This window comes from Planococcus sp. RAB007_Raresut (assembly GCF_057369535.1).
Genome location: NZ_JBXYIF010000003.1, coordinates 323,862 through 336,169, shown reverse-complemented (window position 1 = coordinate 336,169; position 12,308 = coordinate 323,862). Strand labels below are relative to the sequence as shown.

15 protein-coding genes and 1 riboswitch are annotated in these 12,308 nt (G+C 44.7%); of the genes, 4 read left to right on the top strand and 11 right to left on the bottom strand.

Annotated elements, in window-relative coordinates:
* Nucleotides 1-186: 186 nt before the first annotated feature.
* On the top strand, nucleotides 187-570 hold the full coding sequence (locus AC2Q9J_RS08265) for a rhodanese-like domain-containing protein (RefSeq protein ID WP_499038887.1): 384 nt from the start codon (nucleotides 187-189) through the stop codon (nucleotides 568-570).
* 62 nt (nucleotides 571-632) lie between these two features.
* Complete coding sequence (locus AC2Q9J_RS08260) at nucleotides 633-1,904, top strand: ATP-binding protein (RefSeq protein ID WP_499038885.1); 1,272 nt, start codon at nucleotides 633-635, stop codon at nucleotides 1,902-1,904.
* 53 nt (nucleotides 1,905-1,957) lie between these two features.
* On the opposite strand, the gene gcvPB is transcribed toward AC2Q9J_RS08260, so the two are convergent.
* From gcvPB to comGA, 10 genes are all read right to left on the bottom strand, one after another.
* A complete protein-coding gene (gcvPB, locus tag AC2Q9J_RS08255) occupies nucleotides 1,958-3,421 on the bottom strand; it encodes an aminomethyl-transferring glycine dehydrogenase subunit GcvPB (RefSeq protein ID WP_499038883.1) in 1,464 nt (487 codons plus the stop codon).
* Nucleotides 3,414-4,760, bottom strand: coding sequence for an aminomethyl-transferring glycine dehydrogenase subunit GcvPA (gcvPA, locus tag AC2Q9J_RS08250; protein WP_499038882.1), 1,347 nt, complete (start codon nucleotides 4,758-4,760; stop codon nucleotides 3,414-3,416). The genes gcvPB and gcvPA overlap by 8 nt, the downstream gene beginning before the upstream one ends.
* A 27-nt stretch (nucleotides 4,761-4,787) precedes the next feature.
* Nucleotides 4,788-5,885, bottom strand: coding sequence for a glycine cleavage system aminomethyltransferase GcvT (gcvT, locus tag AC2Q9J_RS08245; protein ID WP_499038880.1), 1,098 nt, complete (start codon nucleotides 5,883-5,885; stop codon nucleotides 4,788-4,790).
* Nucleotides 5,886-6,212: 327 nt separating this feature from the next.
* A riboswitch (glycine riboswitch) is annotated at nucleotides 6,213-6,304 on the bottom strand.
* Between the two features lie 141 nt (nucleotides 6,305-6,445).
* Nucleotides 6,446-6,958, bottom strand: coding sequence for a shikimate kinase (locus AC2Q9J_RS08240; protein ID WP_499038878.1), 513 nt, complete (start codon nucleotides 6,956-6,958; stop codon nucleotides 6,446-6,448).
* Nucleotides 6,959-7,165: 207 nt separating this feature from the next.
* On the bottom strand, nucleotides 7,166-7,618 hold the full coding sequence (locus AC2Q9J_RS08235; protein WP_499038876.1) for a competence type IV pilus minor pilin ComGF: 453 nt from the start codon (nucleotides 7,616-7,618) through the stop codon (nucleotides 7,166-7,168).
* Nucleotides 7,606-7,938 (bottom strand): hypothetical protein, encoded by a 333-nt coding sequence (locus AC2Q9J_RS08230; RefSeq protein WP_499038874.1) that lies wholly within the window; start codon nucleotides 7,936-7,938, stop codon nucleotides 7,606-7,608. The genes AC2Q9J_RS08235 and AC2Q9J_RS08230 overlap by 13 nt, the downstream gene beginning before the upstream one ends.
* Nucleotides 7,895-8,338, bottom strand: coding sequence for a GspH/FimT family pseudopilin (locus tag AC2Q9J_RS08225; RefSeq protein ID WP_499039128.1), 444 nt, complete (start codon nucleotides 8,336-8,338; stop codon nucleotides 7,895-7,897). The genes AC2Q9J_RS08230 and AC2Q9J_RS08225 overlap by 44 nt, the downstream gene beginning before the upstream one ends.
* Nucleotides 8,317-8,637, bottom strand: a complete 321-nt coding sequence (gene comGC / locus AC2Q9J_RS08220; RefSeq protein ID WP_499038872.1) for a competence type IV pilus major pilin ComGC — start codon at nucleotides 8,635-8,637, stop codon at nucleotides 8,317-8,319. The genes AC2Q9J_RS08225 and comGC overlap by 22 nt, the downstream gene beginning before the upstream one ends.
* A 13-nt stretch (nucleotides 8,638-8,650) precedes the next feature.
* The gene (gene comGB, locus AC2Q9J_RS08215) at nucleotides 8,651-9,694 is read right to left on the bottom strand and encodes a competence type IV pilus assembly protein ComGB (RefSeq protein ID WP_499039127.1); all 1,044 of its coding nucleotides are present in this window, start codon (nucleotides 9,692-9,694) and stop codon (nucleotides 8,651-8,653) included.
* Nucleotides 9,648-10,691, bottom strand: a complete 1,044-nt coding sequence (gene comGA / locus AC2Q9J_RS08210; protein WP_499038869.1) for a competence type IV pilus ATPase ComGA — start codon at nucleotides 10,689-10,691, stop codon at nucleotides 9,648-9,650. The genes comGB and comGA overlap by 47 nt, the downstream gene beginning before the upstream one ends.
* Before the next feature lie 293 nt (nucleotides 10,692-10,984).
* Here comGA and AC2Q9J_RS08205 point away from each other — a divergent pair, with 293 nt between their 5' ends.
* On the top strand, nucleotides 10,985-11,227 hold the full coding sequence (locus AC2Q9J_RS08205; protein WP_499038866.1) for a DUF2626 domain-containing protein: 243 nt from the start codon (nucleotides 10,985-10,987) through the stop codon (nucleotides 11,225-11,227).
* 70 nt (nucleotides 11,228-11,297) lie between these two features.
* On the opposite strand, the gene AC2Q9J_RS08200 is transcribed toward AC2Q9J_RS08205, so the two are convergent.
* Complete coding sequence (locus tag AC2Q9J_RS08200) at nucleotides 11,298-11,927, bottom strand: MBL fold metallo-hydrolase (protein WP_499038865.1); 630 nt, start codon at nucleotides 11,925-11,927, stop codon at nucleotides 11,298-11,300.
* Between the two features lie 154 nt (nucleotides 11,928-12,081).
* Here AC2Q9J_RS08200 and AC2Q9J_RS08195 point away from each other — a divergent pair, with 154 nt between their 5' ends.
* A complete protein-coding gene (locus AC2Q9J_RS08195; protein WP_499038862.1) occupies nucleotides 12,082-12,267 on the top strand; it encodes a DUF2759 domain-containing protein in 186 nt (61 codons plus the stop codon).
* Nucleotides 12,268-12,308 lie beyond the last annotated feature (41 nt).

Genomic DNA, 12,308 nt, shown 5'->3' with positions numbered 1-12,308 from the left:
TATTAAGTGTGTCTCAAGCTTCTTGCCTTCCTTTGTAAATGATAAATTTTCATGATGGCTAATATGACCGTTATCTCCAAAATTTCACAGCATCGCCTCTTTTTCTCCTGCTTCCGCCAATATTGCCATTGAATTAAAAGGCCGTTATCTTTTATAATGAAGATAGAATAGAAAGGGGAAAGACCATTGGAATTCTTGTATTTTATCGCAGCGATTTTATTCGCGATTATTGTTTACGCGTTGGTGTCATATTTCCGAATGAAAAAAGCAGTCACTACTTTGACGCAGGACCAGTTTATTGAAGGCTACAGAAAAGCCCAGCTGATCGACGTGCGTGAGCCTAAAGATTTCGCTGCCGGCCATATCCTGGGAGCACGTAATATTCCACAGACTCAATTACGCCAGCGCCACAAAGAAATACGGTCAGACAAGCCCGTTTATTTGTATGACCAGAATGGTGCGCGCGCAGGCCGTGTAGCAATTTACTTAAAGAAACAAGGCTACGATCAATTGTATCAATTGCAAGGCGGGTTCAAACAATGGACCGGCAAAATCAAATCAAAATCCTAACTGACAGCTCTTCCATCCGGAAGAGCTTTTTTTACAAAAAATCCGCTTTACGGAGGCCTGAAATGACAGAAAATATCCTTTTCCCTCACCATCCAAGCCTAAAAGACAGTTTGCCTGTTTATGCAAACATTGCTGAAGTGTCAAATAAGATTTTTAATTGCCTCAACGACCGTTCGATGGGATCTTGGAAACATATCGACGTTTCAGAACCTTTTATGCAATTGCACAGCCACCTTCTGGACATGATGAAAAAAAGGCAGCTGGAGTATGAAACTTTAGCCTTCATCTATGAAGCGCGTCCACAGGGCAGAATTACAAATGCAGCTGAAGATCTTCACAGCACAAATCTTTCAATTGACACGACTTTTGAAAATCGGATCATTTATTTTCCGGAACATGATGTCGCAGTTACCCAACTGACTTTCTATACACATGCAGAAACAAGCTGGCCGGAATTTCAATGCTATGCAAAATCTGTCGAAGCTGCACACAGCTTCTTACAGGCGATCGATGAACTGCTGCGGCAGATGCTGATGAATAACATCACATTTCTCGTTGATACGGACGACGGTGTCCGCCGCCGGAATTTCAGTACACATGCCATCATCGAACGTTCTGACGTCATCCTGGACGAGCCCGTCAAAAAGGATATTTTCAGGTCCATTGATGAATTCTTCAAAGACGATGGACAGTTTTTCAGAAATTATGGCATTCCGTATAAACGGGGAATTCTACTATATGGTTCTCCAGGCAACGGCAAAACGACGCTGGTCAAATCGATCACCGGATCGACAGAAGCACCTGTGGTCTATTGGCAGATCACGGAGTATACGAACAGTTCCACCATCCAGGAAGTGTTCAGCATCGTTTCAAGGCTTGCTCCGGCCATCCTGGTAATCGAAGACATCGACTCGATGCCGGAATATACCCGCTCTGTCTTCTTGAATACGCTGGACGGCACTCAAGCACGTGAAGGATTATTCGTCATCGGCACAACCAATTATCCTGAAAAGATCGATCCCGCTTTGATCAACCGAGCGGGACGGTTCGACCGGGCGTATGAAATTCCTTCACCTTCCCAAAAGTTAAGAAAAACCTATCTTCAAAAACTGGACATCAATAATATTTTTACTGAAGCGCAATTATCGGACATGGCAAGCCGGACAAAAGGATTGTCAATCTCACAGCTGAACGAGCTTTATATGTCCAGTGCATTGAACTGGCATTATGACGGAGACTCAGCGTATGAAAAACGCATCGAAGAACTCCTGCAGCAGAATAAAAGAGCTGAACGCAATAACTGGCAGGAAGCCGATTCCTTTATCGGATTTTAATTGAAATGTAAAAAGGCCTGGAAGCAAATTTGCTCCCAGGCCTTTTTGGTATCCTATTCAGCTTTGTGGTAACGAAGAACCGGTTTCCGCGCAGCTTTTGTTTCATCAAGGCGTTTGATGACTGTGGTATGAGGCGCATCCTGAACAATTTCAGGATTCTCTTCCACTTCACGCGCAATCTGGATCATTGCCTCGATGAAAGCATCAAGCGTTTCTTTCGATTCAGTTTCAGTCGGTTCAATCATCATGCCTTCTTCTACATTCAATGGGAAGTAGATTGTCGGCGGATGATAACCGAAGTCAAGCAGGCGTTTAGCCATATCAAGCGTTCGCACGCCTAGTTTCTTCTGGCGCCGGCCGCTCAATACAAATTCGTGTTTGCAATGGCGGTCATACGGCAAGTCGAAGTGCTCCTCAAGTCTCCGCATCATATAGTTTGCGTTCAGCACCGCGTATTCCGTTACTGCTTTCAGGCCATCCGGCCCCATAGAACGAATATACGTGTAAGCGCGGACGTTGATTCCGAAGTTGCCATAAAACGGTTTAACTCGTCCGATTGACTGTGGACGGTCGTAATCAAATGCGAACATGCCATCTTTTTTGACAAGAATCGGTTTTGGCAGGTATGGCAATAAATCTTTATTGACGCCTACTGGACCTGATCCCGGTCCACCGCCTCCGTGAGGGCCGGTGAATGTTTTATGAAGATTCAAATGGACAACATCGAAGCCCATGTCGCCAGGACGCGCTTTGGACATAACGGCGTTCAAGTTTGCGCCGTCATAATAGAGCTTGCCGCCGACTTCGTGGATAATGGCAGCCATCTCCAGGATCTGCTCTTCGAAAAGACCCAATGTATTCGGGTTAGTCAGCATCAAAGCAGCCGTATCTTCCCCGACTACGCGTTTCAAATCCTCCAGATCGACAAGTCCGTGTTCATTTGACTTAACTGTTACGGTTTCAAATCCAGCTACAGTCGCAGACGCAGGGTTTGTACCGTGCGCTGAATCGGGAACGATGACTTTCGTGCGTTTTGTATCACCGTTTGCTTCGTGGAAAGCGCGGATCATCATCAATCCTGTCCATTCCCCGTGCGCTCCGGCAGCCGGCTGAAGCGTCACTTCATCCATGCCCGTTATTTCCTTCAAGTGTTCCTGAAGGTCATACATCAATTCCATAGCACCTTGCACTGTAGACTCATCCTGCAGCGGGTGGATATTGGCGAATCCGGAATATCTTGCAACGGACTCGTTGATTTTCGGGTTGTACTTCATTGTGCACGAACCTAATGGATAGAAACCGGAATCGACACCGTGATTGCGTTTTGATAATGCCGTATAATGGCGCATGATGTCAAGTTCAGAAACCTCCGGCAGATCGGCGGCTTCAACGCGTACCAGTCCTTCCGGCAATAATTCAGCAAGATCGATTTCAGGTACATCGAGTTCCGGCAGGCTGTAGCCGACACGGCCTTCTTTAGTCATTTCAAAAATGAGCGGTTGGTTGTCTTTATGCATGAGTAGCCCCCATTTCCTGCACGAATGCATCGATTTCTTCTTTAGTGCGCTGTTCAGTAACGGCAATCAGCATGTGGCCATCAAATTCTTCATAGCTCAAGCCCAGATCGTATCCGCCGATCATCCCTTTTTGCAATAGAGAAGCGTTCAGTTGCTTGACTGAAGCACCGGTTTTTACAACGATTTCATTGAAATGCGCTCCTTCAAAAGCGATTTCAAAGCCGGCTGCTATCAATTGCTGTTTCATATAGTAGGTTTTCGTAATGTTCTGGATAGCCATTTCCTTCGTGCCTTCTTTGCCAAGTGCAGTCATGGCAACAGATGCAGCAAGAGCGTTCAACGCCTGGTTCGAACAAATATTCGAAGTGGCTTTGTCGCGGCGTATATGTTGCTCACGCGCTTGTAAAGTCAATACAAATCCACGGCGCCCGTCTTCGTCGGTCGTCTCACCAACTAGACGTCCAGGCACTTTTCTCATCAGCGCTTTAGTCACGGCAAAATAACCGCAATGAGGTCCGCCGAATGCTTCAGGGATACCGAATGGCTGGGCGTCCCCCACTGTAATATCCGCGCCCAATTTACCTGGAGGTGTTAAAGCCCCAAGTGCTAATGGGTTTGAGGATACAGTGAACAATGCACCAGCTTCGTGGACGATCGGTTCGATTTCCTTCAGATTTTCAACCTGGCCGAAGAAGTTAGGATACTGGATCATAACAGCTGCTGTATTGTCGTCAATCATTTCTTTCAAAGCATCAAGATCTGTATGGCCATCTTTCAATGGAATTTCTTCCACCGCGATGGACTGTCCAAGTGCATACGAACGCACAACGTCACGAGACTCTGGATGCACCGCGCGCGAAACTAAAATCTTTTTACGGCGTGTATGCCCGGCAGCGAGCATCCCCGCTTCAGCAAGTGATGTTCCGCCATCGTACATCGAAGAGTTGGCAATTTCCATACCTGTCAATTCACTGATCATTGTCTGGAATTCAAAAATCGCCTGCAACTCACCCTGTGAAATTTCAGGCTGATATGGTGTATAGGCAGTGTAGAATTCCGAACGCGAAATGACGTGATCTACAATAATTGGTTTGTAATGATCATAAACTCCCGCTCCAAGGAAAGAAGCATACGTATTGGAATCGGCATTTTTTGCAGCCAATTGCGACAATTCTTTAGTCAATGAACTTTCTGATTTTGCCGGTTTGATATTATATTCGCCTTTGAACCTTACTTTCTCCGGAATATCGGCAAATAATTCATCGATCGACTGGATGCCGATTGTATCGAGCATTGCTTTTTCATCTTGAGGCGTCATTGGTAAATAGCGATGTTTCATCGATAGCTGTCCCCTTTTCAATTGAAATTAATTGCTGCGTTTATAAAATGGCGTTTCTACTGTAATAGCTTTCAGGCGCTTATTGCGGATTTCCACTTCAAGTTCCTTGCCAATTTCAGCATGTTCAGTGGAAATAAGTGCAAGTCCGATATTTTTTTTCAATGTAGGTGATTGTGTCCCGGTAGTCACTTCTCCGATTTTTTCATCGTTCAAGTAAACTGAATAGCCGTGACGCGGAATTCCTTTGTCGATCATTTCAATGCCAACAAGTTTACGTGGAATGCCATTTTCTTTTTGGCCGGCAAGAGCCTCTTTCCCGACAAAATCATCTTTAGCAAGTTTAACAACAAAATTGATGCCTGCTTCCAATGGAGAAATATCTTTTGTCAGTTCTTGGCCATAAAGCGCCAGACAAGCCTCGAAACGCAATGTATCCCGTGCGCCAAGACCTGCCGGAATAACACCGTCATCTTTTCCTTCTTTTAATATATCGTCCCATAACGCTATGGCAGCTTCAGGAGAAGCATATATTTCAAAACCGTTTTCTCCGGTATAACCAGTGCGGGAAATGAGAACCGGATAACCGCCGATTAAAACGTCTTTTTTAAAGCGGAAAGGTTTGATATCCGTCAAACTTTCTTCATTCAGCCGCTGTAGAACTTGTTCGGCAAGTGGACCTTGCAGTGCGAGCAATCCGTATTGATCAGAAACATTTTTTAACTCGACACCATCGATCGAGTGTTTTTGCATCCATTCAAAATCTTTTTCGATATTTGAGGCATTGACCACAAGCATGTAATTTTCTTCGTCAAAGCGATAAGTCAAAAGATCGTCGACAGTCCCGCCGTCAGGATAACACATAGCCGTATATTGAGCTTGTCCATCTTTGATTTTGGCAATATCGTTTGTCAGGAGTTTCTGAAGAAATTCCAGGCTATTCGGTCCAGACACAAGGATTTCCCCCATATGCGAAACATCGAAAAGTCCTGCCTTTGTTCTTACAGCTTCATGTTCATCTTTGATGCTTGAAAATTGCACCGGCAATTCCCAGCCACCGAAATCGATTGTTTTACCCCCGTATTGAGAGTATGACTCGAATAACGGGGTACGTTTTAACTCTCCCATTCAACTTCCTCCTCTTTGATCAAATCCCATAAGAAAAGCGGAAGCGCCCGCTTAGACTCGACAAGCATAAGACGCTTTGGTGAAGCGGCGTCTTTTCAGCCGCAAAACCAAAGCGGCTTATGACCTCGCCTCGAGAGTCTGGGCGCTGGAGTCTGGACAATAAAATACACTTTCCAAGAGACTCCTGCTAATAACAAATGTTTTTGCTTGGCCCACAAAAAAAGGACAGAGATTCCCCTGTTAAGGGAAATCTCTGTCCTGGAACCTGAAAGTTTACCGTTACGGTTTTCCTCTTTGGTAGTTGCAGAGCAACACTCTCCAGAGATGCGTCCGGCACGAGTCTTTTTGCCTGAGAGATTCACGGCTGCTGCCATTTGCTCCTTCGGCGACGCTTTTGCGTACTCTCCCCGTGCTTTCATCCGCCCAAATCAAAATGATTGGTCCATAGCGCTATACAGAATCGTATAACTTCGTCTATATCCTAACATTATTGAAGGGTAAGCGCAATCTTTTTTAAGCACAGAGTTGAAAACCGAACATTCATCATGTATGACCGTTCATTATCCGCCTTTTAACCGATTCACTTGAAAAGCTGCATATTGAGTAATCTGCCGCAGCGTTCGGAATTCAGTGCGGATTGTAATATGGGCAGCTGCTTTATAATGAGGATAACGGGCTTTATACAAGGCTTCTATCTGCTCTTTCGTCGAATTCACCACAATCGGCCTTTTGGGATCTTTGTGGATCCTTCGCCAAATTTCCCGAAATGGCGCATCCAGAAACAATACAAGTCCCGTTTGGCGCATTATTTTTCTATTGAGGGGGCGCATTGCAACGCCGCCTCCGGTGGAAACAATGCAATCTTCGTCTTTCAGATTTTGCAGAAATTGTGTTTCCAGCTCCCTGAAATATGCCTCTCCACGGCTTTCAAATATCGCCGCCACGGTCATTCCCATTTGTCTCGCGATTTCTTTATCCATATCATAATATGGCATTTTCAATAGAAAACTGAGCCGCCTGCCGACAGCACTTTTTCCGCACCCCATAAATCCGACCAAATAAATTCTTTTCATCCTACCACCCGATACTACCCAAATCACTCAGGTATTTTATTTTTCTCGATTTCTGCCAGTAGTTGTATAGTAGCATGCCGGTGCATATTTTCCAATCCATCATATATTTTATAATGTTGGCTATATAGCGTTGCGGCGTGCGACAGGATCATAACAGCTGCGAGAAAGAAAATGATAGTTACCGGGTAAGCGGCAGCTTTTTCGGATTTAAGGACCTGTAATGGCATATTCGGCCCTCTCTTCTTTTCCGTTTGAACGGATTGCATATATGGTCAGCCTTCTTCCTTCGATGCTGAAAGTGCATTTGCTTATGCCGGTCAACATAATTTCATGCCCCTGAAAGAGTCTCTGTTTTCGAATAAAGGTACCATATACTTCTATATCGTATTCGTTGACGCCTTGGACGACACGGAATCCCTTTCCGTCGTTGATGATTTCTATAGCGTCAACGTTCGTCAAATAGCTTTGCATTTCGGCTGTAAACAAGCGCCACTCCACTTCCCCGGCATCCAGGTCTGCCATATATTCCGCTGTATACAAATAAAACAGGATGATGAGCGGCATGATTGCAGCCACTAATAGCAGATCAATCAACGCATCGAAGTAAATAAACCCTGCTTGTGAATGAAATCTGCGGATCCCCATTTTTATTCCAGGCATATTATCTCTTGTGATGACCGATAGTTTTTATACTGCACACATAACTTGCTGTGATAATCCCAGCTGAATACTACACCATTGACCGTGCGTTCCCCCTGTATGGCGCCATAAGCTTTAATCGTCTTTGCCGCTTCATGCAAGGTCTCAAAAGCGGTGGCGCGCAATTGCTTATCATCAAGTGTCTGCTGCATTTTTTGCATAGTCGGCATCAAGGTCCCGAACAGCATAAAGATAATCAGCAGGCTAAGCATCGTTTCCGCCCATGACAGGCCCTTTTCATTCAGAAAAAACCACCCTTCCTTTGCCAAGATGTACGACAATTGTTTTATCGCCTGTGCTGGTCGTAAAAACCAAAGTGCCGGATACGGCCACCGATCCACTTGGCAAATAACCGATGGCAGTCAGATTACTGGCACTTTTCCATACAATTGATTTTGGGAACGGCCGTGAAGAAATGATGTTGTGCTGATCTCGCAAGATATCGTATCTGCCCACTCCCCTGAACATGATAGTAACCGTTACACCTTTGCTGTAGGCTTCCGTTTGCGCAAAATAGATATCATTTCTGAGAAGCTGAAAAAAACGTTCTTCTTCTTTTTGCACCGCAATCTGGTTATATGCCGGCAAACCGATGCCGATTGTCGCCATGAGCAGTGCCAAAACGATCAATACTTCCAGCAGCGAGAAACCCTTATTGGTTAAGCCGGCGGTTTGGACGATGACACAACACCATCAATAGATATATTTACGATGTCTCCGTTCGGACAATTGGTTTCACCTGTTTTTAAGTATCCTTCATCTACCAGGTCTGTAACCGTCGGAACCGCTTTCAAATCCATCCGGTAAGACTCCACTTGACCCTGGACCATTTGGACAAAAGCTTTGCACCCTTTATCATCCACTGCTGAAGTCTGTTTCGATACATTCGGAATCGCGATAGCTATCAGTACAGTGATGATCAGCATGACTATCAGCATTTCAATTAACGTAAAGCCCTTTTGGTTTCTCAGTCTCTTCATTTAATTTTCCTCCTTAAATTGTATGGACCAGATTATACATCGGCAATAAAATCGCCAAATAAGCGGCGACGATACACGCTGCAATAATGATAAAAAATGTGGGTTGAATAATTTTCAGCCATTTTTGGGTCTGCTGCTCAATCTGTTCCATTTGAACTTCGCTGTACAGGATCAGTTCTTTCCCTAAAAATCCTGTCAGTTCACCGTGCTTCAGAAATGCCGGCATATCGGAAGAAAGAATTCCCATCCGTTCAACAGCCGTCGACAATGGCTGCCCCTGGATGATTTCAGATTTAACGCGTTCAGCGATGAAGCGGACGACCGTATGATGGTTCTGTTCAGTCAAAACCTTCAACGATTCCTGAAGCGAGATCCCGCTATGGACCAACGTGCCGAGTTCCCGGGCAATCAAATGCGACCAATAAAGTCTGATGTATTTTTTCACAATAGGAATACGCAATAACCAATTGATCTGTATGTTGACCTTTTGAGCTTTTAATATCTTCCAAAAAACAAAGGCACTGAACAGGCATACAGACATACCCGCAATAAAATAATCCGGCAATTTCAGTAAATAGGCCGGGACGCCTTTACTGTCATCGCCGCTTTGCAATGAAGACATCAATTCTGTCAGATTCGGCACATAATTCATCCTGAAAAACAGAAACAGCAAAGAAGTGAACCCGAGCAAAGATACTGGATAAACCAATATATTCCTCAATTTCGTCTGTACCTGTTCAGTTCTTCCAAAACTCTTTGCAATACTCTCTAATGATTCGGACAACCTGCCATGATGTTCAGCAATCTCCACCGGAAAAAGCACACTGTCTTTGAAGCCCAAAAATTTCAACAACTCTGCAGCATTGCCTCCACTTTTTAATATCGAGCTCAAGCCCGCTTCCGCAGCTTCGAGCGTTCTGCTGTGGATCGGCAAAAGCAGAGTAAGCGCAGTCGGCAGTAAATAACCTTCCGTAAGAAGGACGGCCAATCTTTCAAGAAAGCGGCTGCGGTCACGCAGATGGATCTTCTGTGATCTTTTCCTGACGCTCAAACGCACCAATCGCCACCCCTTCCCGGATCTGGCCGATAAAAGAAAGACGTTCAGGCAGGAGGTAAGCTTTATTCGCCTTCGCGGCGACCAATGCTTCTTCCAGTCGATTGCCGTGCAGGATTTCGTATAGAGCACGGTAAGATGGTTTGTCATCGCCCATTTCCGCGAATACCGGCACGATGCGCTGTGCGGATACCGCGATCAAGGTCTGTGACATATCTTCATAAGATATTCCAAGGTCTCTCAACCGGTGCAGACAGCCCACAGAATGGCGGGCATGGATCGTAGAAAATACAAGATGTCCGGTTAATGCAGCCCGCACTGCAATATGGGCAGTTTCAGCATCCCGTATTTCGCCGATCATGATGATATCCGGATCATGCCTCAAAATAGCTCTTAAACCGGCTGCGTAATCCAAACCTGCCTTTTCATTGACCTGAATTTGCAGGATTGCCTGGTTTTTTCGCTCCACCGGATCTTCAAGCGTTATGATATTGCGGTTCAGTTTATCTGAGCAGTGTTTCAACAGCGAATAGAGCGTTGTCGATTTGCCGCAGCCGGTCGGTCCGGTCAGCAGAATCAAACCTTGTCCCGCTTCGGACAATTTTTCAAGCAATCTAGCCGAATCACGGAAAGCCGCCAGTTCATGGATCGGCTTCGCCGCTTCATCCGGCATAATACGAATAACGATGCTTTCTTTAGTTAAAACAGAAGGCAAAGTGGAAATACGAAAATAAAAGGATTTGTTTTCTATGGGAAGATGGAAGGAGCCTGTTTGAGGTTTTCTTTTTTCACTCATGTCTAAAAGGGATAGATATTTGAAATAAGCAATCATCCGATCGCCAAAATCAAAGGGGATTTGTGTTACCTGCCGCAATCCTTCAAATGAGCGGAAAGAAACTTTATAGCAAGAAGGTGCGGGTTGGATATGGATATCAGTCGTGTCACAGTCTGCTGCTTTTTGAAGCAGCTCGGCGCATTTCCGTTCGATAATTTCCTGCATGATTCCCTCCTGTCCGGATTTGAACAGCGCCGCCTCACTGTTCCCCCATAGTATAACCACCACTTTTTCCAAGCGCTATAGTTTGTGCCATAATAATTTTTTACCCCCCGCTTTTCGGGGCAAAAATCATTTTTGGAGTGCGATACTCCATCAGATGCCCCCTGTCAAAATTTATTATTGCCATATTACACCGGTTTGTCACAAAGAAAGCGGAACTCGCGGTTTACACATCGACTCGCTTTCCTATATAATAAATATGAGATTATTGTGTTGTGGCAAAGGAGGGATTACCCATGAATAACATGTTTAAATTAATGGGATGGTGGACTGGGATTTTCGCAGTTCTGTTTTATGTAGGCGATATGGTGGAAGTTTCTTTATTGATGGTTGCCAACACCGGATTTTTTGTACTTCTAGGATTTTTAAATATTTCTGAGCGTATGTATCTTTATATCTTCGCGGCTTACTTAACAGTATTCTTCGTCGGCTTCACATACTACTCAACGTTCATCCACGTTCCTGGTGGAATGCATTAATCAAACTAATAACCAAAAAAAAGCGGCCAGCATTGGCCGCTTTTTTAATTTGGTAATTGAATCCGCAGGTTTAAAGAAACGGATTGCTTTTTTCTTCTTCAGCCGGAGTCGTATCCGGACCATGCCCCGGAAACAATACGGTGTCCGCAGCCAGTGTCAATAACGATGTGCGGATCGAACGGAGCAGTTTCGTTTCAGAGCCATCTATCAGGTCAGTCCTCCCTATGCTCCCACGGAATAATGTATCGCCGACAATAGCGAACCTTTCCTCCGGAAATGAAAAAGTGAGGCTGCCCGGTGAATGTCCAGGAGTATGTAATAGATCCATCCTGAAAGAACCCAGCACAAGTTCTGTTTCATCATTGATCAGTACATCCGCATCTTTTATCCGGTAATCCGGCAAAGCCGCATACTTGCCGGAGCCATTCAAGTTCGGACGGCCAAGCCACTCCCTTTCCAAATGATGCAGATAGACAGGGACATCGTAAAAATCACGAAGCGCATCCACCGCTCCGATATGGTCAAAGTGGGCGTGTGTCAACAGTATCGCCACAGGCTTGAGAGCGCGTTTTTTCAATAGCTCCCTGACTCTATTTTCTTCCTCACCCGGATCAAATATAAGACATTCCTTTTCTTCATTCGAAACGATATAACAATTTGTCTGCACAGGACCTAATTCCAATTGTTCAATTTTCAACATTTTTTTCACCTCGATTTTAATTATATCATGGAGTTTTTCAATTGAATGTTCAAGGGAATGCCACTTTTCACGCTCGACAAAACAATTTAAATTCATTACAATAGTATAGAACACGACGGCACTGGCTGTTAATGTTGAAGGGAGTGTCATATATATGGATTCAGGTTGGCTATTAGTACTCATTTTTGGCCTTATCGCTGTTTTGGCGGCAATAGGTACTGTACAGACATTGAAAAACAAAGAAGTGTTAGGATTTTTATTTAATTTCGGAACTTTTGCCATTTTTGGAGCCTTTGCGGTAGCTACTGCAATCACTCAAGGCTTTCCAGCACCAATTTAAATCGAGAAAAACTGCCGTACACTTGTGCGGCAGTTTTTTAT

What these genes read in the sequence shown, in the direction of transcription:
- gcvT (WP_499038880.1), bottom strand. Translation starts at nt 5,885, where the DNA reads ATGGGAGAGTTAAAACGTACCCCGTTATTCGAGTCATACTCTCAATAC.
- comGC (WP_499038872.1), bottom strand. Translation starts at nt 8,637, where the DNA reads ATGAAGAGACTGAGAAACCAAAAGGGCTTTACGTTAATTGAAATGCTG.
- gcvPA (WP_499038882.1), bottom strand. Translation starts at nt 4,760, where the DNA reads ATGAAACATCGCTATTTACCAATGACGCCTCAAGATGAAAAAGCAATG.
- AC2Q9J_RS08205 (WP_499038866.1), top strand. Translation starts at nt 10,985, where the DNA reads ATGAATAACATGTTTAAATTAATGGGATGGTGGACTGGGATTTTCGCA.
- gcvPB (WP_499038883.1), bottom strand. Translation starts at nt 3,421, where the DNA reads ATGCATAAAGACAACCAACCGCTCATTTTTGAAATGACTAAAGAAGGC.
- AC2Q9J_RS08200 (WP_499038865.1), bottom strand. Translation starts at nt 11,927, where the DNA reads ATGTTGAAAATTGAACAATTGGAATTAGGTCCTGTGCAGACAAATTGT.
- AC2Q9J_RS08260 (WP_499038885.1), top strand. Translation starts at nt 633, where the DNA reads ATGACAGAAAATATCCTTTTCCCTCACCATCCAAGCCTAAAAGACAGT.
- comGA (WP_499038869.1), bottom strand. Translation starts at nt 10,691, where the DNA reads ATGCAGGAAATTATCGAACGGAAATGCGCCGAGCTGCTTCAAAAAGCA.
- AC2Q9J_RS08195 (WP_499038862.1), top strand. Translation starts at nt 12,082, where the DNA reads ATGGATTCAGGTTGGCTATTAGTACTCATTTTTGGCCTTATCGCTGTT.
- AC2Q9J_RS08240 (WP_499038878.1), bottom strand. Translation starts at nt 6,958, where the DNA reads ATGAAAAGAATTTATTTGGTCGGATTTATGGGGTGCGGAAAAAGTGCT.
- AC2Q9J_RS08235 (WP_499038876.1), bottom strand. Translation starts at nt 7,618, where the DNA reads ATGCCTGGAATAAAAATGGGGATCCGCAGATTTCATTCACAAGCAGGG.